Origin of the sequence: Pseudomonas sp. D1-36, from assembly GCF_051132205.1 — a bacterium.
Taxonomy (GTDB): Bacteria; Pseudomonadota; Gammaproteobacteria; order Pseudomonadales; family Pseudomonadaceae; genus Aquipseudomonas.
This window is the reverse complement of sequence record NZ_CP071674.1, coordinates 5,633,747-5,654,648: the sequence shown is the minus strand read 5'-3', so window position 1 is coordinate 5,654,648 and position 20,902 is coordinate 5,633,747. Positions and strand designations below refer to the sequence as shown.

At 61.2% G+C, this 20,902-nt stretch carries 18 protein-coding genes and 1 pseudogene; 11 read left to right on the top strand and 8 right to left on the bottom strand.

Annotated elements, in window-relative coordinates; translation table 11 throughout:
• The first annotated feature begins 57 nt into the window (after positions 1–57).
• Both J3P76_RS25455 and J3P76_RS25450 read left to right on the top strand, forming a co-directional pair.
• Positions 58–1,251: a DUF3142 domain-containing protein gene (locus J3P76_RS25455; protein ID WP_434701379.1), complete on the top strand. Its 1,194-nt coding sequence runs from the start codon at positions 58–60 to the stop codon at positions 1,249–1,251.
• Positions 1,238–3,388, top strand: a complete 2,151-nt coding sequence (locus J3P76_RS25450; protein ID WP_434701378.1) for a hypothetical protein — start codon at positions 1,238–1,240, stop codon at positions 3,386–3,388. The genes J3P76_RS25455 and J3P76_RS25450 overlap by 14 nt, the downstream gene beginning before the upstream one ends.
• Before the next feature lie 101 nt (positions 3,389–3,489).
• Here the strand turns inward: J3P76_RS25450 and J3P76_RS25445 are convergent.
• Positions 3,490–4,080 (bottom strand): annotated as a pseudogene (locus J3P76_RS25445) (FAD-dependent oxidoreductase); the annotation flags it as partial.
• A 259-nt stretch (positions 4,081–4,339) separates the two neighbouring features.
• On the opposite strand from J3P76_RS25445, the gene hflK (J3P76_RS25440) reads away from it, so the two are divergent.
• The 5 genes from hflK (J3P76_RS25440) (at position 4,340) to cfaB (ending at position 11,653) form a co-directional block, all read left to right on the top strand.
• Positions 4,340–6,301: a protease modulator HflK gene (hflK, locus tag J3P76_RS25440; protein ID WP_434702055.1), complete on the top strand. Its 1,962-nt coding sequence runs from the start codon at positions 4,340–4,342 to the stop codon at positions 6,299–6,301.
• Entirely contained in the window at positions 6,298–7,335 is a 1,038-nt protein-coding gene (gene hflC / locus J3P76_RS25435; RefSeq protein ID WP_434561524.1) for a protease modulator HflC, read from the top strand. The genes hflK (J3P76_RS25440) and hflC overlap by 4 nt, the downstream gene beginning before the upstream one ends.
• Positions 7,332–8,384 carry a protease modulator HflK gene (gene hflK, locus J3P76_RS25430; protein WP_434701377.1) on the top strand — a complete coding sequence of 351 codons (1,053 nt, stop codon included), beginning with the start codon at positions 7,332–7,334 and terminating at the stop codon, positions 8,382–8,384. Before hflC ends, hflK (J3P76_RS25430) begins: the two co-directional genes overlap by 4 nt.
• Positions 8,381–10,276, top strand: coding sequence for a cation-translocating P-type ATPase (locus tag J3P76_RS25425; protein WP_434701376.1), 1,896 nt, complete (start codon positions 8,381–8,383; stop codon positions 10,274–10,276). The genes hflK (J3P76_RS25430) and J3P76_RS25425 overlap by 4 nt, the downstream gene beginning before the upstream one ends.
• 189 nt (positions 10,277–10,465) lie before the next feature.
• A complete protein-coding gene (gene cfaB, locus J3P76_RS25420; protein WP_434701375.1) occupies positions 10,466–11,653 on the top strand; it encodes a C17 cyclopropane fatty acid synthase CfaB in 1,188 nt (395 codons plus the stop codon).
• Here the strand turns inward: cfaB and cls are convergent.
• A complete protein-coding gene (gene cls, locus J3P76_RS25415) occupies positions 11,650–13,089 on the bottom strand; it encodes a cardiolipin synthase (RefSeq protein WP_434701373.1) in 1,440 nt (479 codons plus the stop codon). The two genes, cfaB and cls, sit on opposite strands and share 4 nt — an antisense overlap.
• A 140-nt stretch (positions 13,090–13,229) precedes the next feature.
• On the opposite strand from cls, the gene J3P76_RS25410 reads away from it, so the two are divergent.
• Positions 13,230–13,751, top strand: coding sequence for a DUF3617 domain-containing protein (locus J3P76_RS25410; protein ID WP_434701372.1), 522 nt, complete (start codon positions 13,230–13,232; stop codon positions 13,749–13,751).
• 2 nt (positions 13,752–13,753) lie between these two features.
• Here J3P76_RS25410 and J3P76_RS25405 read toward each other — a convergent pair whose 3' ends face one another.
• The 5 genes from J3P76_RS25405 to J3P76_RS25385 all read right to left on the bottom strand — a co-directional run bounded on the left by J3P76_RS25405 (position 13,754) and on the right by J3P76_RS25385 (position 17,565).
• Positions 13,754–14,629, bottom strand: a complete 876-nt coding sequence (locus J3P76_RS25405) for a metal ABC transporter substrate-binding protein (protein ID WP_434701371.1) — start codon at positions 14,627–14,629, stop codon at positions 13,754–13,756.
• A gap of 10 nt (positions 14,630–14,639) precedes the next feature.
• Complete coding sequence (locus tag J3P76_RS25400) at positions 14,640–15,506, bottom strand: metal ABC transporter permease (protein WP_434701370.1); 867 nt, start codon at positions 15,504–15,506, stop codon at positions 14,640–14,642.
• Complete coding sequence (locus J3P76_RS25395) at positions 15,506–16,174, bottom strand: metal ABC transporter ATP-binding protein (RefSeq protein WP_420766090.1); 669 nt, start codon at positions 16,172–16,174, stop codon at positions 15,506–15,508. Before J3P76_RS25395 ends, J3P76_RS25400 begins: the two co-directional genes overlap by 1 nt.
• A complete protein-coding gene (folE2, locus tag J3P76_RS25390) occupies positions 16,171–17,067 on the bottom strand; it encodes a GTP cyclohydrolase FolE2 (RefSeq protein WP_434611692.1) in 897 nt (298 codons plus the stop codon). Before folE2 ends, J3P76_RS25395 begins: the two co-directional genes overlap by 4 nt.
• 105 nt (positions 17,068–17,172) lie before the next feature.
• Entirely contained in the window at positions 17,173–17,565 is a 393-nt protein-coding gene (locus J3P76_RS25385; protein WP_434701369.1) for a glutamine synthetase, read from the bottom strand.
• A 131-nt stretch (positions 17,566–17,696) separates the two neighbouring features.
• Between J3P76_RS25385 and zigA the strand changes: the two genes are divergently transcribed.
• Positions 17,697–18,905 (top strand): zinc metallochaperone GTPase ZigA, encoded by a 1,209-nt coding sequence (zigA, locus tag J3P76_RS25380; protein ID WP_434701368.1) that lies wholly within the window; start codon positions 17,697–17,699, stop codon positions 18,903–18,905.
• Complete coding sequence (locus J3P76_RS25375) at positions 18,905–19,555, top strand: DUF1826 domain-containing protein (RefSeq protein ID WP_434608751.1); 651 nt, start codon at positions 18,905–18,907, stop codon at positions 19,553–19,555. Before zigA ends, J3P76_RS25375 begins: the two co-directional genes overlap by 1 nt.
• On the opposite strand, the gene J3P76_RS25370 is transcribed toward J3P76_RS25375, so the two are convergent.
• Positions 19,552–19,905, bottom strand: a complete 354-nt coding sequence (locus tag J3P76_RS25370; protein ID WP_434701367.1) for an NADH:ubiquinone oxidoreductase — start codon at positions 19,903–19,905, stop codon at positions 19,552–19,554. The two genes, J3P76_RS25375 and J3P76_RS25370, sit on opposite strands and share 4 nt — an antisense overlap.
• 27 nt (positions 19,906–19,932) lie before the next feature.
• On the opposite strand from J3P76_RS25370, the gene J3P76_RS25365 reads away from it, so the two are divergent.
• Positions 19,933–20,898, top strand: a complete 966-nt coding sequence (locus J3P76_RS25365) for a CobW family GTP-binding protein (RefSeq protein WP_434701366.1) — start codon at positions 19,933–19,935, stop codon at positions 20,896–20,898.
• Positions 20,899–20,902: the final 4 nt, after the last annotated feature.

Genomic DNA, 20,902 nt, shown 5'->3' with positions numbered 1-20,902 from the left:
TTTCTGAAGGAACCTGGAAGGGTTAATCTGCCAACCTTTCTCGGTTGGCTGCGTTTCATGACTTTTATCCACAGGCTGGCGCTGGTCTTCGCCGCGTTGTTCCTGAGCGGCTGTGACCAGCCCGCGCCTGCCGTCCTTGATCAACAGCTCTATGTCTGGCAACGCCAGTGGACGCCGGCCCACGAAGGCGCGCTGCGCCAAAGCCACGGCGATTTTTCCAGCTTGCGGGTGTTGGCGTTGCAGGCGTTTCCGGGAGCCGGCTGGAGCCGTGCGCGTATTGACCCCGCATTGCTCAAGGCTGACGGCCGACCGCTGGTTGCGGTGATCCGTCTGGACGGCCAGCTCAGATCTCTGGACCAGGACGATGTAATCGCACAGATCCAACAGTTGCTGGCCCAGTGGCGGGCCCAGGGCCTGGTGCCGAAGGGTGTGGAAATCGATCACGATGCGGGCACTGCGCGGCTACCGGCTTACCGGACCTTTCTCACCCGGTTGCGACAAACCTTACCCACCACGCTACAGCTCAGCATCACGGCGCTGCCGGCCTGGCTCGATAGCCCCGAGTTGCCTGAATTGTTGGCGACCGTGGACAGTAGCGTCTTGCAGGTCCATGCGGTCAGCGATCCTCGCCAAGGTCTGTTCGATGCGCAACAGGCCAGGCGTTGGGCCGAACGCTGGGGCGAGATCACCGCGCGGCCGTTCTATTTGGCCTTGCCGGCGTATGGTGTCGCGCTGCTGACCCAGGAAAACGGTGCGCCCGTGGTGGAAAGCGAAGTGCCTATCGACCGGGGCGGCGAACGCCGGGAATTGCGGGCCGATCCACAACAGGTCGCCGACCTGACGGCAAAGCTGCGCGCCGAACCGCCTGGGCACCTGGCCGGGATCGTCTGGTTTCGGTTACCGCTGCCGGGAGATCGACGGGCATGGAGCCTGGCCACCCTTGGCGCGGTGGCCCGTGGCGACAGGCTCCACAGTCGTATGGCGGTGCGCATTGACGAGCAGGACGGCCTCTACGATATCTGGCTGGTGAACCAGGGCAATCTCGACAGCCCTTGGCCCCAGCGGCTGACGCTGGCGGTGGGCGCATGTGACGGGGTCGATGCCCTGTCAGGTTATGCATTGCAACAAACCCCCGGAGTGCTTACCTTCACGCGCATTCAGGAAGGTCGCCTGGCTGCCGGTGCCCAACGGGCGATCGGCTGGGCGCGCTGCACAAAAATTGACCAAGGAGGTTTCAATGTCTACCCGTAAGTGGCCTCGTCGCCTGCTATGCCTGAGCCTCAGCCTGCCCATGGGCCAGGCGCTGGCCTGTGGACCGGAGTTCCCCATGCGCCTGCTGGATAACCGGGCCCAATCCTTGGCGGAGTTGCCCGAAGGCAGCTTTCGTTTCGAGGTCAGCCGTCTCGGTCAGGCCATTGCGGGGTTGAAGCCAACCACGGATGCGACGCGCAACCCCGACTACAGTTATGACGATGTGGCCTCCTACGTTGAACAACGCAACAAAGCCGAACAGCTCGGCCTGACGCCACCGCAACAAGCGGTGGTAGAGCGGCTGCGAGCAGTAGGCGATGTTGAGCAGGTCGCCAGCGAAGCGGCGAACCTGCCCGCCGAGCTGCGCTTGTACGCCGTGGGCGCGGCGGCTTTCAACGCGGGCGATCACCAGCGCGCCGCCGAATCATTCCAACAATTGCTGGCGCTGCCCGCCGACGAGCGCCGCCTGCGCAGCACCTGGGCAGCCTATTCCCTGGGCCGCGCGTTGTTCGCCATGAGCACCGAGGCCGGTCGCGGCGACCCCACTATTTTGCGGGATCAGGCGCGCCAAGCCTTTCGCCAGGCCCGAGAGTTGAGCGTCGCCGGTTTCAGCGACCCGTTGGAACTGGGCGTCGCCAGTCTCGGTGAGGAGGCCAGGGTGGCCTATACCGCCGATGACTGGGACAGTGCCATCGGGCTGTACGCGACCCAGAACCTGCAGGGTTCTCCGGTCGGCTACAGCTCGTTGTTGCAGTTGGCGAGTAGCCTGAAGCTCGAATCCGACGAGCGCCTGAGGGAATTGCTCAAGACCAAAGGCGTCCAGCGCCTGGCGACGGCGTATTTGCTCAGCCGCGTCGGCTGGTGGGACGGCGAAGAGCCATCCGGCGAGAAACAACTCGTCAAGTTGCTGCAGGCCAGCGCCCGGGGCAACCTGGACGATGCGGATCGCCTGGCTGCGGTGAGTTATCAACACGGCGACTACTCCGGCGCCAAGGCTTTCGTGGATAAAGCCGCCGACACTGGGCTGGCCTGGTGGGTGCGCGCCAAACTCGCCCTGCGCGACGGAGACAAGGTTGCTGCGGCGGCGGCTTATGCCAAGGCCGCCCAGGCATTTCCGAAGGAGGAATCCTGGGGCGATCGGCGCACGCCGGACTGGGACTACGAGACGGTCCAGCCCAAGTGCCGGGTCGAAGGTGAAAGCGCGATCCTAGCGTTGCAGCGTGGTGATTACCTGCAAGCGTTCGATCAGCTTTATCGCGGCGGCAACAATTATTGGTACGACGCCGCGACGGTCGCCGAGCGCGTGCTGACGGTCGATGAACTCAAGCAATACGTAGACGCCCAGGTTACGGCTCCGCCGCCATTGAGCCAGGAAGAGCGGGACAATTATGTACAACTGTCGGTGCCGGCGAAACTGCGTAACCTGCTGGGTCGTCGTCTGCTGCGCGAGGGGCGCTACGACGAAGCACCGGCGTATTTCGACAGCGTTCAGCTGCAGGTAAGTGCCGAATATTACGGGCAAATGCGCAAGGATGCCGAGTCCAAATGGTGGCCGACCGGACGCGCCAAGGCGTATTTCCTTGCGTCCACGGTAGCGCGCGACATGGGCATGCAGCTGCTCGCTTATGAGATGGCGCCGGATTACGCCAGTCTGGAAGGCAACTACAGTTTTGAACCAGTGGAACTGAAGGTTGGCCCCTTATTGTCTGAAGGCGAGGTGCAAAGGCAACAGGCCAGCGCAGCCGAACCGGACCAGCGATATCACTATCGGTTTGTCGCCACTGCATTGGCGAGTCGGGCGGCGGACAATCTACCCCATACCAGCCAGGCGTTTGCAGCGGTGCTGTGTTATGCATGGAGATACAATTCAAGCCCTGAAGAGCAGGGAGCGTTGTACCGGCGGTATATAGAGGAAGGGCCTTACGTGGAATGGGGATGGCTTTTTGGGGAGTTATGTCCATTTCCGGACTTTGACAAGGCTGACAAGCGCTACGTCACGCAGGCGCTAAGTCCGATTCGCTCGGCGTTGCGGCCCTATAAAATCTGGGTGCAAATGGGCAGCGTAGTGCTGGTGGTAGCCGTTGGGCTGGCATTGATCAGCCGTCGCCAGCGCAAGGCACGGTTGGCGGCGCGCTGATTGTGGAGGCGAGCCTGTTTGCGATGAGGCCGAGTCAGTAGGTGTGGATGAGACTGACCTGACGCCATCGCGAGCAAGCTCGCTCCCACAGGAATGCGGCGCTACATCTGCGTCGCCATTCCTTCCACATTCATCGCCGCCTGGCGCAATGCCTCCGAGCGGGTCGGGTGAGGGTGGCAGATCAGGGCGATGTCTTCGGCCGAGGCGCCGAATTCCATCGCTACGCAGTATTCGCCAATCATTTCGCTGACGCTTGGGCCAACCAGATGCACGCCGAGGATCTCGTCGGTGTGCTCATCGGCCAACACTTTGGCGAACCCTTCGGTTTCGTGATTGATCTTCGCCCGGCTGTTGGCCGTAAAAGGGAATTTCCCGACTTTGTAGGCGCGGCCCGCAGCCTTGAGCTGTTCCTCGGTCTTGCCGACGCTGGCCAGTTCCGGCCGGGTATAGATCACGTTGGGGATCAGGTCGTAATTGACCTCGCCGGCCTTGCCGGCAATCTGCTCGATGCAGGCCATGGCCTCGTCTTCGGCCTTGTGGGCGAGCATCGGCCCGGACGTGACATCGCCGATCACCCAGACACCGGGCGCCTCAGTGCGGTGGCGCTTGTTGGCGAGCAGGCCACGCGGGTCGGTCGTCAACCCGACATTTTCCAGCCCCAGCCCTTGTGTGTAAGGCCGGCGGCCAATGGCGTTATAGCCGCCGGGACCGCCGCCCAGAATGATCACGTCGTAATCGCTCATCACTGTTCTCCCGCCTCGTCCAAAAAATTATGCACGTAATATGAGCGTTTCCAGAGATTACGGTCAAGGCTAAAGTCACCAGGGCTGGCCGTGAAAAATTCAACACGGAAATTTCACAGCACCGGTTATAAAGTAACGAACGTAGCGGAGCGGTGGCGGTTTTTATCCACAGCCCTGAATTTGGTTTTTCCACATGCGCTGGGATGACATGCAAGTCGATCTAGAAATCGAAGGGGCACGGGTGGCCGAGTGGCCGCGCTTTCAGCGTGCTGCGCTCCAGACACGCCGCTTGAAGCGGATCGCGTTGGCGCTGGCCGGCCTGGCGGGATTGGGCCTGGTAGTGGCGTTTTTCATCGGATTGTTCTCGCCGCAATCCTTGTGGCCTGCCCTGTTGGTCAGCCAAAGCGCCGGCCTTGTTGTGTTGTTGGCGAGCCTGCAATCGGCCGGGTGGGTGACGCGTTGGCGCAGCGAGGCGCTGGCGCCTGCGGTGGACAACGCACCTGTTATAACTGAGCCGGTTGAAGACTCGGGTTGGTATGAGCGGATGCTCGAGGGGATCAGCGCCCGCTGGGTCGGTCTGCTGAAGCAAATCGGGGCGCCCGCGTTGTGGCTTTCCGGTTGGGCGCTCCTGGCGTTGCTGAGCCTTGAGCAAGCCTGGAATCTAGATTTGCCTGCTGCATCGCTTGGGGTGTCGGCGAGTGTCGGGGCGGTGGTTTCGTTATTGCTGGCGTTCAGCTTGCTGGTGTTTGAACGCCAACTGGCCCAGCAACCGCCAATCGAGTGGCCGGAAGCCTTGCCATTGGCACAGCTCGCGCGGGTGGCGATCGCCGTGCTTGTCCTTGGCGCATTGTGCCTGCTGTTCGCCGCCGATACGTCGATCTGGCCGACGCGCCTGGGAGTGTTGATCGGGGTGTTGCCAGGGCTGGTCGCGGTGGAGCTGCTGTTGCGCGCCATACTCTCCTTATTCAGCCCGCGCCGCGACTCCCTCGAGCCGACGCTGATGGGTCGCAGCTTTGTCGCCGATCTGCTGCGCTGGCCGCCGCAACCGTTGCTGGTCTTGCAGCACGAGTTGCACAACCGTTTCGGCATCGACCTGCGTCAGATCTGGGCGTTCAGCTATATGCGCCGGGCTTTCTTTCCTGTGCTGGCGCTGGTGGCGCTGGTGGGCTGGTCGCTCACCGGCGTGCATGAAGTGGCGTTGCAGGAGCGCGGGATCTACGAGCGATTCGGCGAGCCGGTGCAAGTCCTTGGCCCAGGCCTGCATGGGGGCCTCCCTTGGCCGTGGGGCAGGGTGCTCAAAGTGGAAAATGGTGTCGTGCATGAATTGGCGACCAGCGTTGGCGATAGCAACGCGCTTGTGCAAGCGGAACCGGCCGAAGGACCGGCGCCGGTCAACGCCAATCGGTTATGGGACGCCACGCATGTGAACGATAAATCCCAAGTCATCGCCAGCCGGCGTGCCGATAAACAAAGCTTCGAGATCGTCAACATGGATGTGCGCTTTGTATATCGCATCGGCCTGACGGATGCCGCAGCGCTTGCCGCGACGTACAACAGTGCCGATGTGCCAACGCTGATCCGCAGCACGGCCAGCCGCATCCTCGTGCATGAATTCGCATCGCGCACGCTGGACGGTTTGCTGGGCGCGGACCGGGTCAGCCTGGCCGACGAGATCGGCCGTGCGGTGCAGGCTGACTTGCAATCGTTGGACAGCGGCGTTGAGATTCTTGCGACAGTGGTCGAGGCGATCCATCCTCCGGCTGGCGCGGCGAATGCCTATCACGGTGTGCAAGCGGCGCAGATCGGCGCGCAGGCACTGATCGCCCGGGAGCGCGGCGCCGCGGCTGAACAGACCAACCAGGCGCAACTGCAAGCCAGCATCGCCTATGACCAGGCCCAAGCCACGGCGAGGGAAATCAACGCCGCCGCCGAAGCCGCGGGCCTGCGCTTCGATGCCGAACGCCAAGCCTATGCGAAGGCAGGCCACGCCTTCCTCCTTGAGCAGTACTTCAGCCAACTGAGCCATGGCCTGAACAAGGCCAATCTGCTGATTCTCGATCATCGCGTGGGCGGCAGCGGCAACGCGCCGACCCTGGATCTGCGCACTTTCCCGCTGCCGGCGGACCCTGCGTCGCCACGTAACCCTGTCCTGCCAGGAGCTGCCCATTGAGCCAGTCTTCGTCTCACGACCATCACGACCACGGTGGTCACGATCACGGCCATGTTGGTCATCACCACGGGCATCATCATCACCACGGCGACCCGCAGCAGGCTGGTCCGTTTCCCTGGAGGCGCATGGGCTGGGCAACGCTGTTGGTAGTGTTTGCCATAGCGGCTGCCAGCCTGGTGCAAGTGCGCTCGGGGGAGGCCACCGTTATCACCCGTTTTGGCAACCCGGCGCGAGTGCTGCTGGAACCAGGCCTGGGCTGGCGCTGGCCGGCGCCATTCGAAGCAGCGGTCCCGGTGGATTTGCGGTTACGTACCAGCTCCAGCGGATTGCAGGATGTCGGTACTCGCGATGGGCTGCGAATCATTGTTCAGGCCTATGTCACGTGGCAGGTGCAAGCGGACCCGGAAAATGTGCAGCGTTTCATGCGGGCAGTGCAGAACCAGCCAGACGAAGCCGCACGGCAAATACGCACGTTTGTCGGCTCGGCGCTGGAGACCACGGCCGCCAGTTTCGATTTGGCGAATCTGGTCAATACCGATGCCAGCCAAGTGCGCATCGTCGATTTTGAAACCCAACTGCGTCAACAGATCGAGCAGCAACTGCTGACAACCTATGGTGTGCGGGTCTTGCAAGTGGGCATCGAGCGCCTGACTTTGCCTTCGGTAACGCTTACCGCAACCGTGGACCGCATGCGTGCCGAACGAGAAACCATCGCCACGGAGCGCACCGCCATCGGTAAGCGTGAAGCAGCACAAATTCGTTCGGCGGCTGAACGTGACGCGCGAATCATGCAAGCCGACGCCACCGTCAAAGCTGCCGAGATAGAGGCACAATCTCGCGTGGAGGCGGCGCAGATCTATGGAAAGGCCTATGCGGGTTCGCCCCAGCTTTACAATCTGCTCCGCTCGCTGGACACCTTGGAGACCATCGTCAGCCCGGGCACCAAGCTGATTCTGCGCACAGACGCGGCGCCATTCCGGGTGTTGGTGGACGGCCCCCCTTCACTGGAACCCAAGGGCGGGACCCAGCCATGAGTTTGGTTCCACGTGGAACAAACGAGCTGTCCAGTCCATGGATTCAGGCCGGACGCCTGTCGTTCCTTGCGCTTTACGCGGTCACTGTCCTTGCCGCGTTGGCCTGGTTGTTCGCCAACGTGCGGCAGGTTGCTCCGCAGGACCGCGCGATGGTTTTGCACTTTGGCGCACTGGATCGTGTCCAGAACGCGGGACTTTTATGGGCATGGCCTCGTCCCGTGGAACAGGTGATCCTACTGCCGGCGGCGGATCGAGTTCTGGAACGCCGCGTAGAAAATCTGCTCCGCTCGGATGCGGCGCTACAGGCCGATCGAGTGGCCAGCTTCGCTTCGCCAGTGACGGATGCCTTGGCGGGTTCTGGTTATTTATTGACCGGTGACGCCGGCGTGGTGCAGCTGGACGTGCGGGTTTTCTACAAGGTCACCGACCCTTACGCGTTTGTCCTGCAAGGCGAGCACGTCTTGCCGGCCCTGGATCGGTTGGCGACCCGCAGTGCCGTGGCTCTTGCCGCAGCCCGGGACCTGGACACGATCCTGGTGGCTCGCCCCGAATTGTTGGGTAGCGATAGCCAGGCCGCGGAGCGTCGGGAGCGCCTTCGTGGCGATCTGGTGCAAGGTATCAACCGGCGACTCGCTGATCTTGCCGCGACAGGGCAGGGGTTGGGAATCGAAGTGGTGCGAGTCGACGTGCAGTCGAGCCTGCCCGGGCCTGCCGTGGGGGCTTTCAACGCAGTACTGACCGCCAGCCAGCAGGCCGACAAAGCTGTCGCCAGCGCGCGTACCGACGCGGAAAAACAGACCCAGTCAGCCCGCCAGGAAGCCGACCGGGCCTTGCAGGTGGCCCATGCCCAGGCTGGCGAACGGCTCGCCAAAGCGTCGTCCGACACCGCTTCGGTGTTCGGCTTGGCCAAGACCCAGGGCAGCGATCCGCAGATGCCGTGGCGGCTGTACCGTGAACGCATGCCTGAAATCCTGCGTCGGGCCGGGTCGGTGACCACGGTCGATCCGAAAGATGATTCCCGCTTGATTATCCAAGGAGCCGGGCAATGACTGCTCAAGCCACTGCCTCACCGATGTTGTCTTCTGCCGAACAGCGTGCAGCCGCTCGGCAGCTGACCTTGGCGATGCTCGCACTCGGGCTGCTCGCCTTGGGCCTGGCATGGCGCGGTTGGTCGCCAGGGCAAAACGGTGTCAGCCAGTTGTTGTTGGGTGCTGCCTCGTTGCTGGTAGCGGTGCCGGTAATGCGTTCCGCCTGGTACAGCTTGCGGTATCCGAGCTTGCATGGGATCACGGATCAACTCATCGCCTTGGCAATGCTTGGGGCCTGGGCCACCGGCGATCTGCTGACGGCCGCGCTGTTGCCCATCATCATGATCTTCGGTCACGTGCTGGAAGAACGCAGTGTGATCGGCTCCCAGGAAGCCATCCACGCCCTCGGCCAGTTGACCCGCAGCCAAGGTCGCAAAGTGCAGGCCGACGGCTCGGTCATCGAAGTCGATAACGGCACGCTACGACCAGGCGATGTGGTGGAGGTTCGCGCCGGTGACAGGGTGCCTGCCGACGGGCGAGTCTTGTCCGGGCAAGCGAGCCTCGACACCGCGCCCATCACGGGCGAGTCCGTACCCGTGGAGGCGGTCGCGGGGATGGATGTGTTTGGCGGCGCGATCAACCTCGACGGTTTGCTGCGCCTGGAAGTGACGCGCATTGGCGAAGCGTCGACGCTGGGCAAGGTCATTGCCCTGATGCAAAACGCCGAGCGTTCCAAGCCGCCGATTACCCGCTTGCTCGAACGCTACGCCGGTCGTTACCTGGTGCTGGTGTTGCTGCTGGCGGCGGTGACCTGGTTTGTCACGAACGATGCCCAGGCGATGCTCGCGGTCCTGGTGGCGGCGTGTCCCTGCGCCTTGGTGCTGTCAGCGCCGGCAACGGCCATTGCCGGGATTGCGGTGGCTGCACGCCACGGGATCCTGATTCGCAGCTCGGCTTTCTTGGAGGAGCTGGCCGACCTGACCTCGCTGGTCATCGACAAGACCGGAACCTTGACCTACGGCACATTGCAACTGCAATCGATACAAGGCGTCTCGGCGGATCGCTCCGAGCTGCTGCCTTTGGCCGCCAGCCTCGGATCGGCCAGCAGTCATCCGGTCAGCCGCGCGCTGGCAGGGCAGGTGGCTGCGCAACATTATCTGCCGCTTAGCGATGTACACGAACGCCAGGGCCTGGGCGTGGTGGCCATGACCGGACGGGGCGAAGCCGCACTTGGTCGTCCCGAGCTGTTCGCCCGGCTGGGAATCGAGACGCCGGCCATTCCCGAGCATGACGGCCCAATCGCCGGCTTGGCCCTCGATGGGCAATTTCTCGCCTGGTTGCTGCTGGCCGACAGCGTCAAACCTGAAGCGCGGGCGGCCATGGCCGAGTTGCGCGAGCTTGGCCTGGGTCGCCAATTGTTGTTGACCGGAGATCGCCAAAGCGTGGCGACTGCGTTGGCGCAGCAGGTTGGTATCAATGATCTGCAAGCGCAGGCTTTGCCGGAAGACAAACTTAAACGGGTCATGGCCGAAATCGGTCACGGCTTCCGGCCGATGGTGGTGGGTGACGGGATCAATGATTCCCTGGCGCTGAAGGCCGGGGTGGTGGGGGTCGCAATGGGTGCCGGCGGGGCGGATATCGCGCTTGCGTCGGCGGATATCGTCCTGATTGGCAGTGATCTGAGGCGCCTTGGAACCTGTGTACGGTTGAGCCGGCAGTGCCGACGAACGTTGCAGGTCAATGTCATCATCGGCCTGGGCTGGACGCTCGCTATCGTTGCCTTCGCCGCATTTGGCTGGCTGGGCGCGGCGGGTGCGATGATCGCCGCGTTGCTGCACAACTTGAGCACCCTGTTGGTGCTGGGAAACGCTGGGCGTCTGCTGCGGTTCCAGGAACCGCTGTTGAGAATCTAACGAGCGAGCTGGAGCGAACTGTTGGCGGCGCCCGCAGTCACTTACGAGAGGGCACTCCTTCGCCAGCAGTCACTGCTAAAACACAGCTGGTAACAGGGCGATAGAAAAAGGCTATAAATTCGATAGCCTGCTATTTTTCTAGCATGGTCTACCCTCATTTCAGACGTCTGAAACAAGGGGGGATTTTTTATGCTCGCTAAACTTCCGCCGGCCTTACAGAATCTGCATCTACCGCTTCGTTTGCGGCTCTGGAATGGCCATGAGTTCACGCTCGGTGCCGATCCCAGCGTCACGATTGTGGTCAAGGACCCTCAAGTGGTCGCGCAATTCACCCACCCCAGCCTGGATGCACTGGGTGCAGCGTTTGTCGAAGGCAAACTCGAGCTTGAAGGCTCTATCAATGAAGTCATTCGTGTATGTGACGAGCTGAGCCAGGCCCTGGTGGACGAAGACGACAGCAACTTGCCGGTGCGTACTGTCCACGACAAGGAAACCGACGCCAAGGCGATCTCCTATCACTACGACCTGTCCAATGCGTTTTATCAGCTCTGGCTCGACAGCGACATGGTGTATTCATGCGCTTATTTCGAGACCGGCAGCGAAACCCTCGAACAAGCGCAACAAGCGAAATTCCGCCATTTGTGCCGCAAGCTGCGCCTGCAACCCGGAGACTATCTGTTGGACGTTGGCTGTGGCTGGGGCGGGTTGGCGCGTTTCGCGGCGCGGGAATTCGGAGCCAAGGTGTTTGGCATTACCCTGAGCAAGGCGCAGCTCGCCCTGGCTCGGGAGCGGGTCAAGGCTGAAGGCCTAGAAGATCAGGTGGAGCTGCAGTTGCTGGACTATCGGGACCTGCCCCAGGATGGACGTTTTGACAAAGTGGTCAGTGTCGGCATGTTCGAACACGTGGGGCACGCCAACCTGGCCCAGTACTGCAAGACGCTGTTCGGTGCCGTCCGTGAAGGTGGCTTGGTGATGAACCACGGCATTACCGCCAAGCACACCGACGGCCGTCCGGTAGGGCGCGGGGCGGGCGAATTCATCGAGAAATACGTGTTTCCCAATGGTGAGTTGCCGCATCTGTCGATGATCTCTGCCGAAATCAGCGAAGCCGGGTTGGAAATCGTCGATGTAGAAAGCCTGCGCATGCACTACGCGCGCACCCTCGATCATTGGAGCGAGCGTTTGGAGGACAACCTCGAAGCCGCGTCCAGGGAAGTGCCGGAGCAGGCCTTGCGAATCTGGCGGCTGTATCTGGCGGGCTGCGCCTATGCGTTCGCCAAGGGCTGGATAAACCTGCACCAGATTCTCGCGGTCAAGGCCCATGCCGATGGCAGCCATGAATTGCCTTGGACTCGCGACGACATCTACACGCCTTAAAGAATCGGCGAAATGAGCCGGGCGATTCGCATGCCGATTTTTTGCAGGCGGTGGGTCTCCCGGCTTTCTTGTTTGGCCACTTCGTGGGCTTGGGCAAAATCCTTCTCGAGCATTTGCTCCACTTCGCTGGCAAACGCGATATCAACGGTCAGCAGCATGACTTCGAAATTCAATCGAAACGAACGGTTATCCAGGTTCGCACTGCCGATCGCGCTTATTTCCTGATCGATCAGTACGACTTTCTGGTGCAGGAATCCTGGCTCATAACGAAACACCCGGACGCCGGCCCGCACCGCTTCGAATGCATAGAGGCTGGACGCCGCGTAGACGATTTTATGATCGGGCCGCGAAGGTAGCAGGATACGCACATCCACGCCGCGCAAGACGGCCAGGCGCAGCGCCGCAAAGACCGCTTCGTCAGGGATGAAGTAGGGCGTGGTGATCCAGATTCGCTCGTTTGCGGCGTGGATCGCTTCGACGAAAAACAACGAGCAGGTTTCCTGCGCGTCCGCCGGACCGCTGGCCAGCAGTTGGCAGAGCACGCCGCCATCCGGATAGGTGTCCGGCAGGATCAATGGCGGCAACGAACGGGCGGCCCAGAACCAGTCTTCCGCAAAGGATTCCTGCATGCTCGCCACCACGGGGCCGCGCACTTCGACGTGGGTGTCGCGCCATGGGGCCAACGGAGGCTTTTCGCCCAGGTATTCGTCGCCCACGTTGTGACCACCGACAAACCCCAGGACGCCGTCCACGGCCACGATCTTGCGATGGTTGCGGAAGTTGACCTGGAACCGGTTCAACCAACCGCTGCGGGTGGCAAAGGCTTTCACATGGACGCCGCCGTCGCGCAGTGCCTGGACATAACGGTGGGGCAGGGAGTGACTGCCGATACGGTCATAAAGCAGGTATACCGCCACGCCCTCGGCTGCTTTCTTCAACAGTAACGCGTGCAAGCGTTGGCCGAGACGGTCGTCATGGATGATGAAGAATTGGATCAGAATGGCTTCCCGCGCACTTTCCATGGCCTGGAAAATCGCCTCGAACGTGGCGTGGCCATCCACCAGCAGCCGCACCTGGTTATTCGCCAGGCAAGGCGCGCGTCCGAGCTTCGGCATGGCGCGCAAGGAAGCATAAGCGTGAGACGCGCGGGCTGTGAGCGCCTCTTCGACCCAAGGCCGCCAGTTCAGCTCGGAGATCGCCTTGCGCATCTCTTCGTTGGCCTGTCGTCGCGCCTTGATGTAACCGTCGAAAGTACTGCGGCCAAAAACCAGGTAGGGAATAAGCGTCAGATAAGGGATGAACACCAGTGACAGGGCCCAGGCGATCGAGCCTTGGGCGGTTCGCACGGTGAGTACCGCATGGACCGCGGCGATGGAACCGAGGGTGTGGAGCAGCGCGATCAGGTAACCGAAAACATGCGGGCCGTAATAGTCCATGGGGCAGCCGTGCTCCTGAAGTTTCAATGCTTAACAGACCATGTTACGCAGCGAATGTCGCTAATTAATTCACCTGTGCTCGCCTGAACCGAAGCTTGCCGGCAGCGTCTAACGGCCACTTGTCCTCTGGAGTTTTTGCAATGAAAGTTCGCCTGCTGGGTTTGGCCTTGGCCATTGGTTTCTCGGTTCCTGTAGCGGCTCATGCGCAGACGCTTCAACCGGGCCTGTGGGAACTGACGACAAGCAACATGAAGGTCGATAACCAGAATCTGCCTGACCTGCAATTGATCCTCGGCCAGTTGCAGAACCAGATGACGCCCGAGCAGCGAGCGATGCTGGAAAAGCAAGGCATCACCATGGGTGGTAAAGGTATTCGGGTATGCCTGACGCCGGAGCAAGTCCAGACCAACGACATCCCGCTGCAGGATCCGCAGTCAGGGTGCAAGCAGCAGATCACCGAGCGGACCGGCAACCAATGGAAGTTTCGCTTCAGTTGTCCGAAAGCCCAGGGCAGCGGCATCGCGACCTTCCAGAGTGATCGCGAATTCACCACCAAGGTCAATGGCACGTTCAACGCCACGGGCATCCAGCAGAACGGTAGCCTGGATACCCGCGCCGTGTGGCTGGGGCAGGATTGCGGAACGGTCAAGCCGAGGGCTTGATTTCAGGGCTGGCTCAACGCTTCGTACAGGGTGTTGAGGTTGTACTCGAACAGGCCGGTAAACGTGCTCGCGGGTCCGCTGGCGGCGAGGGCGTCGGAGTACAAGGTGCCGCCGATGTGCGCGCCGCTTTCATCGGCAATTTGCTTGAGCAGGCGTGCGTCCTTGATGTTTTCCATGAACACCGCTTTGACTTTGGCCTGGCGGATTGGCGTGATCAAGGCAGCCACTTCGGCAGCCGATGGCTCGCGTTCAGTGGACAAGCCTTGCGGTGCCATGAAATCGATGCCGTAGGCTTGGCCCAGATAACCGAAGGCGTCGTGAGAAGTGACGATCTTGCGATTGCCGGGTGGCAAAGCGGTGAACTTCGCCTTGGCTTCGGCGAGTAGGGCATGGATCTTTTTCAGGTACGCCTGGCTGTTACGTTCGTAATCGGCCTTGTTGGCCGGGTCGGCTGCTTCCAATGCCTTCGTGATGTTGCCGACGTAGAGCACGGCGTTGGCAAGGTTGTGCCACGCATGCGGGTCTGGGATGGTCTCCCCGTCTTCGTCCAACGAACGTGGAATCACGCCACGGCTGGCACTGATTACCGGCGCGGTGGTTTCGGTGCTGGTGACCAGGCGATCCAGCCACGGCTCGAAGCCCAATCCATTCTTGATGATCACCTTGGCTTTCAGCAGCGCCTTGGCATCGTCTGGGGTGGGCTCGTAGGTGTGTGCATCGGCGTCGGGACCGACCATGTTGACGATCTGAACGTGTTCGCCGCCGACCTGTTGGGTCATGTCGGCAAGGATGCTGAAGCTGGTGACAACCTGCAGCTTTTCGGCAGCAGGGGAGGACATGGACACCATCAAGCTGAATATCAGGAGCAGGGCGCGCATCGGCAAAACCTCATTGGGATGTGAGCAAAGGCGGGCGGCGCAGCAAGCCATGCACCGGACCGAATACTACGGACAGCAAATAGAGCACGCCCGCCATCAGTACGATGGCCGGTCCGCTGGGCAGCGAGAAGTAGAAGGACAGCAGCAGGCCCAGCCACACCGAAAGGCAGCCGAATAGTGCGGCCAAAGCCATCAGGGCCGGCAGGCGGCGGCTCCAGAACCGCGAAGCCGCGGCAGGCAACATCATCAGGCCCACAACCATCAGCGCTCCGATGGCCTGGAAGCCAATCACCAGGTTCAACACCACAAGTGTCAGGAACACGCCGTGGGCCAACGGACCCAGACGACTGACTGTCCGCAGAAACAAGGGGTCCAGGGTATCGAGCAACAGCGGGCGATAGATCAGCGCCATTGCACCCAGGCTTGCGGCGCAAACCCAGAGCATGCCGGTGAGTGTCGGACTGTCTACTGCCAGTGCGGAACCAAATAACAGGTGCAGCAAGTCCAGGCGTTTGCCGGCCATGCCGAGAATCAGTACGCCGGCCGCCAGGGATATGGGATAGATCGCCGCCAGGCTGGCGTCCTCTCGCAGTCCAGTGCGGCGGGTAATCCACGCTGCGAGCCCGGCCATGCTCAGGCCGGCCCCCAGGCCTCCGACGGTCAGGGCAGGCAGGCTCAAGCCGGCGAACCAGAACCCGAGCGCTGCGCCCGGCAGGATGCCGTGAGCCACGGCATCGCCGATCAGGCTCATCCGCCGCAGAATCAGAAACACCCCTAGTGGAGCCGTGCTGCACGCCAGTACCAGTCCGCCCAACAACGCCCGGCGCATGAACAGGAAATCCAGGAAGGGCTGCCATAGGTGGGTTGCGCTGAGCATCAGGCGACCTGCGTGTACTGAGGCCGTTCGATCAAGTCGACGCTGCGGCCCAATGCGCAACCTGTAGGACTGATCAGCAAGGTGTGGGGAACATGCCGATGTACCGCAGCGAGGTCGTGACAGACCACCATTAAGGTCCGACCTTCTCGGTGCCATTGGTGAATATGTTTCCACAACAGCGCCTGGCCCATTTCGTCGAGCGCAGCATGAGGCTCGTCGAGCAGCAGGACGGGTGCCTCGGCCAAGCTCAACCGGGCGAGCAGGGAACGCTGTAGCTCACCACCCGACAGAGCCATCAGCGGGCGATGTTCGAGGCCGCTTAGATTCCAATCGTCCAGGACGGCCTTGAGTCGCTGGTTTCGAGTCGCAGGATTTTGTCGAAGGCCCCATGAGCCTGCTGCAACCAGCTCTTGCAGGCTGATCGGGAAATGCCGGTCCAAGTGTTGTTGCTGGGGCAGGAATGAAACACCGCCGCGCCGAGGCACATTCAATGAAGCTGTTCCCGATAGCGGCTTTTGCAACCCGGCCAGCACTTTTAAAAGGCTGCTTTTTCCGGAGCCGTTGGCGCCGATGATGGCGGTCAGGCTGCCTTCAGGTCGTTCCATGTCCAGCGGGGGCGTGAGCGGTTGACCCGGCGCACCCCATCTCAAGGCTTGGCAACGAATCATGAGGCCTCCCGGACCCAGTGACTCTGGGCGACGGCATCGTGGGCATGGAGGCTTTCAGCGTGAACCACCCGCACGTCAAATGAGGAGATCCAGGGCATCTTTTGCAACGCGACGTTCAATCGACGCGCAGCGTCTTCACAGAACATCAGGTTCTGGCCGTTGGCCAAGGCAAAGGCTTGTTCGTCCGCACGCTTCACGGCGGTTTGTACAGCGGTGCCCAGGGCAGCCTCGGCCTCGTTGATCAGAGCCAGCCATGGTAATTCACGGATATCGGTGTTCAGCCGCACTTTCAAGGTGGCGAGGCTGCGTTGGCTATGAGGGGTAGCGACGATGCCTTTTGATGAGCCCAGCCAAGCGAGCACGTCGGCATGCTCGAGCGCTTTGTTTGCAAAATCCTCGATGAATTGTTGCTGAATGAGCTGACGCGCGAGCGCTGCCGAGCAGGGACAGGTGGATGAATACGGAACTTGAATCTCAAGTTCCACGTGGAACATCGAATCGTCCAAGTGAGCGTCCACCTTGGTGGGGTACAGCTTCCACCCAGCAAGAGGGCTGATCAAGGCGGAGCGTTTGTACATGAGATCCGTCTTCAGGCTAAGCGAGGCGCGCCGGGACAATCCCCCATGGCTATCAAGGAAGCTCTGTAAAATCTGTCGTAAAAGAGACGGCGAAAGTGGGGAGTTTTCGAGCGGCTCCAGCGCCAGATACAAGCGTGACATATGGATGCCACGAGCTTCGCCATCATCGAGGCTGACGCCCGCGTCAGCAGTTGCGCTCAAGCGTTGACCGTCGATCAACAGCGGTACAGCAATGCCGCACATGCCGACCCAATCTAGCGGCAAGTTCTGGCGAGATGCCTGTGCCGCGACGTCTGGCAGAGTTAACGCATTCATCTTGAAGGTCCAGAAGAGGTTCGCTTGAATGTTATAGTATAACAATAAAAGCGACGAGGCCTTTTTCATGAATGCTTTTTCATGGGCAGCGTTCCACGTGAAACATCAGCGTTTCGGTTGCTCGCACCCGCTCATACGGCCGCATACAAACCGGCCACCGCCCCCGCCGGAGCTGGAAAAGCGATTGATAGTGGTCCAACCCACGCGCCGGCTATATCCAACCCAGGCTTCGCCATCAGAAGCGAAGCCGGTGAAAAACGTCAGCTGACCATAACGGCTATTTGTCTGGGACCAATAGCGCCGTCCGGTAGCCTCAAAACCTCGTAAATAAAAGGTATTTCCTGCCGTGAAAACGCTGTAGGCATTGCCTTGTGCATCGACGCACGCGAGCAGATTGGCGCTGCGCGTGCAATTGGCCGGCGTGGGAGGGTGAGCCGAAGCACCCACTGAAAATAGCAATAACAGCCCTATCGGCAAAAGTTTCGAAAAGCTCGGCATACGGTGTCGCCCATGGAAATCGTTTGGTCAGCTTGCACTGTTATACTATAACATGTATATCGACCGGCCTTTCATCGAACCAATGCCTGAAGACTCCCCGTGAATAACGGCGTCCCAACGAGGATCCTCTGATGACCAAGCGTCTCCCTGTGACCGTGCTTTCCGGATTTCTCGGTGCCGGAAAAAGTACCCTGCTTAATCACGTCCTGCGCAATCGGGATAACCTTCGCGTTGCCGTCATCGTCAACGATATGAGCGAGATCAACATCGATGGAAGCGAAGTCCAGCGAGACGTCAGCTTGAGCCGGTCGGAAGAGAAACTGGTGGAAATGAGCAACGGATGCATTTGTTGCACGTTGCGTGAGGACTTGCTTGAAGAAGTCGGGCAACTTGCCCGGGAAGGGCGCTTCGATTATCTGCTGATCGAATCCACAGGCATCTCCGAGCCGTTGCCAGTGGCCGAAACCTTCACGTTTCGTGACGAGGAGGGCCGAAGCCTGGCCGATGTGGCGCGGCTCGACACCATGGTGACGGTGGTCGATGGGGTGAATTTCCTGCTGGATTATCAGGCCGCGGAAAGCCTGGCGTCACGGGGGGAAACTCTGGGCGAGGACGACGAACGCTCGATCACCGACCTGCTGATCGAACAGATCGAGTTTGCCGACGTGATTCTGATCAGCAAGATCGACCTGATCAGCCAACACGAGCGGGAAGAGTTGACCGCGATTCTGCAGCGTCTCAACGCCCAGGCGCAGATCATTCCAATGGTCATGGGTCAGGTACCGCTGGGCCGTATTCTCGACACCGGCCTTTTCGACTTTGAGCGCGCCGCCCAGGCGCCTGGCTGGCTACAGGAACTGCGTGGCGAGCATGTACCTGAGACAGAGGAATATGGCATTGCCTCGACCGCCTACCGGGCACGTCGGCCGTTTCATCCCCAGCGTTTCTTCAACTTCATCGACCGTCCGTGGCCAAATGGCAAGCTCCTGCGCTCCAAGGGGTTCTTCTGGTTGGCCAGCAAACCTGAGGAGGCGGGGAGCTGGTCCCAGGCCGGCGGCCTGATGCGCCACGGATTTGCCGGGCGCTGGTGGCGGTTCGTACCAGAAAACCAATGGCCGCAGGACCAAGAGAGCACCGCGGCCATCATGAAGAACTGGTCTGTGGCCACCGGCGATTGCCGTCAGGAGCTGGTGTTTATTGGCCAGGACATCGACTTTGGTCAACTCACCGCCGAATTGGACGCCTGCCTGCTCACCGACGAGGAATTGGCCCTTGGTGTCGAAAGTTGGCGGCTATTGTCCGATCCATTCGGCCCATGGCATGAAGAGGCGGCAGTGTGATGCTGGCGCCGAGTCTGAAAAGGGCATTGCAGGTACAGCAGGTCCAAGGCGATACACCGGAGATACTCACGAAGATCCTGGACGACGGCACCAACCTGGCGGTCTGGCAACGTCAGCTTCCCGCGCACATCGGCGATTTCGCGGCACTGGTACTTGCGTTGGACCAGCCATTGACCGAATCACGGGTGCTCGACTTGCCGGATGATGACGCCCAGCCAGCGCTGCAAGGCCTGGCTGCAGGCTTCAGCGACCTGCACGGCTATGAAGGCTTTATCGCCGACGTCTCTTGGCTGGTTTGCGCATTTGCTTGCCTGTTGGGGGCGCAACGGGTCGGTCTGCGTCTTCGCACGTTGGACAAGGCCATGTGCCCGCGCTTTCACGTTGATCACGTACCGGTGCGGCTGCTGACCACCTATGGGGGCGTCGGCAGCCAGTGGCTCAAGGAGGGCGTCATGGATCGCCAGCGCCTGGGGCAACCTGAGGCCGAACCGGTGGATCCACAAGTGATCGAGCAGTTCTGTTGCGGTGATGTCGGCTTGCTTAAAGGCGAGAAATGGCACGGCAACGAGGGGTTTGGCCTGATCCACCGCTCACCGGAACCCGCCCCGCAAGAGCGTCGCCTGATTCTCACGCTGGACTGGTTGGCTTAAGGCTTATGCCAGGTGCCCTGGCTTTGCCCTTCGCAAAATGGCTGTAGGTAAGCGGCATCGGTCGCCACGCCGTAGTAGTGAATATCCTGGCGGTAAGGCATATTGGCGACCTGAGCGTTGCGGCAAACGCCGAACGCGCCGCCGGGGCACTGATCGACGTATTGCACCTCGACCTTCTGGCCGGCCAGGTTTGGCTGGCAGAAGCCATCGGCAAACAGCTTCTGCGGAATGTTGCGGTTCTGCTGGCAGACTTTCACATCGAGCCGCTCCGCCTGGCTGTGGACCACGCAAGCCTGGGCCAGTACCTGGTTCGACGTCAGCGCCAGTAACAACCAGCCGATCATTCGCATGTTCACCTCCATCGAAAGCCGTCGATTATGTTGCAGCACATCCCCACTCATGTCATAGCCGGCCCTTTGGGCGCCGGCAAGACCAGCCTGATCAGGCATCTTCTGGCCCAGCGCCCGGCCAGCGAGCGCTGGGCGGTGCTGATCAACGAGTTCGGTCAGATCGGCCTGGATGCCGCGTTACTGACCCAGGCTGGCGATGGTATCGCACTGGGCGAAGTGGCCGGCGGTTGTTTGTGCTGCGTCAACGGCGCGCCGTTTCAGATCGGCCTTGGGCGTCTACTGCGCAAGGCTCGGCCGGATCGGCTGTTCATCGAACCCTCGGGCCTCGGCCATCCGGTGCAGTTGGTGCGGCAGCTGAACGAAGCACCCTGGCTTGGTGTACTGGCGGTGCAACCCTGCGTGCTGGTGTTGGATGCCCAGGCGATGGCGGACGGCAAGCCGTTGCCCGATGCGCAGCGACAAACCCTGGCGGATGCCGGACTGCTGGTGCTGAACAAATCCGAGACCCTTACGCAAGCCGACCGGGAACGGCTGGCGATGCAACTGCCAGGACGGACGCTGTACTGGACGCAGCACGCAGCGTTGCCGATCGACCAATTGCCTGGCCTGGCGGCTCGGGGCAGCGAGGCTGTGGATAACTTGAGCCTGCCCAAAAGCCTGGGTCGAATGGCGGCCATATGGACCGACCCGGCGGTGCCGATCCGCCTGTATCAACAGCAGGAGGGCGGCTGGAGTATCGGCTGGCGCTGGCACCCCAGCCAGCAATTCGACGCAGCGGCGCTTACGCATTGGCTAAAAGATCATCACTGGAAGCGCGCGAAGATGGTTATCCACAGTGCCGACGGTTGGGTTTCCGCCAATGCATTGGAAGGGGCGGCACTGCAATGGCAAGCCAGTGAATGGCGCGAAGACTCGCGGATCGAGCTGATATTCGACCAGCCGCAAGACATTGATCGCCTGCAAACGGGTCTGTTGATTGCTCGGTGCACCTGAATCA

Coding starts and splice junctions, on each gene's coding strand:
- J3P76_RS25455 (WP_434701379.1), top strand. CDS start 58: ATGACTTTTATCCACAGGCTGGCGCTGGTCTTCGCCGCGTTGTTCCTG.
- J3P76_RS25450 (WP_434701378.1), top strand. CDS start 1,238: ATGTCTACCCGTAAGTGGCCTCGTCGCCTGCTATGCCTGAGCCTCAGC.
- hflK (WP_434702055.1), top strand. CDS start 4,340: ATGCAAGTCGATCTAGAAATCGAAGGGGCACGGGTGGCCGAGTGGCCG.
- hflK (WP_434701377.1), top strand. CDS start 7,332: ATGAGTTTGGTTCCACGTGGAACAAACGAGCTGTCCAGTCCATGGATT.
- J3P76_RS25425 (WP_434701376.1), top strand. CDS start 8,381: ATGACTGCTCAAGCCACTGCCTCACCGATGTTGTCTTCTGCCGAACAG.
- cfaB (WP_434701375.1), top strand. CDS start 10,466: ATGCTCGCTAAACTTCCGCCGGCCTTACAGAATCTGCATCTACCGCTT.
- cls (WP_434701373.1), bottom strand. CDS start 13,089: ATGGACTATTACGGCCCGCATGTTTTCGGTTACCTGATCGCGCTGCTC.
- J3P76_RS25410 (WP_434701372.1), top strand. CDS start 13,230: ATGAAAGTTCGCCTGCTGGGTTTGGCCTTGGCCATTGGTTTCTCGGTT.
- J3P76_RS25405 (WP_434701371.1), bottom strand. CDS start 14,629: ATGCGCGCCCTGCTCCTGATATTCAGCTTGATGGTGTCCATGTCCTCC.
- J3P76_RS25400 (WP_434701370.1), bottom strand. CDS start 15,506: ATGCTCAGCGCAACCCACCTATGGCAGCCCTTCCTGGATTTCCTGTTC.
- J3P76_RS25395 (WP_420766090.1), bottom strand. CDS start 16,174: ATGATTCGTTGCCAAGCCTTGAGATGGGGTGCGCCGGGTCAACCGCTC.
- folE2 (WP_434611692.1), bottom strand. CDS start 17,067: ATGAATGCGTTAACTCTGCCAGACGTCGCGGCACAGGCATCTCGCCAG.
- J3P76_RS25385 (WP_434701369.1), bottom strand. CDS start 17,565: ATGCCGAGCTTTTCGAAACTTTTGCCGATAGGGCTGTTATTGCTATTT.
- zigA (WP_434701368.1), top strand. CDS start 17,697: ATGACCAAGCGTCTCCCTGTGACCGTGCTTTCCGGATTTCTCGGTGCC.
- J3P76_RS25375 (WP_434608751.1), top strand. CDS start 18,905: ATGCTGGCGCCGAGTCTGAAAAGGGCATTGCAGGTACAGCAGGTCCAA.
- J3P76_RS25370 (WP_434701367.1), bottom strand. CDS start 19,905: ATGCGAATGATCGGCTGGTTGTTACTGGCGCTGACGTCGAACCAGGTA.
- J3P76_RS25365 (WP_434701366.1), top strand. CDS start 19,933: ATGTTGCAGCACATCCCCACTCATGTCATAGCCGGCCCTTTGGGCGCC.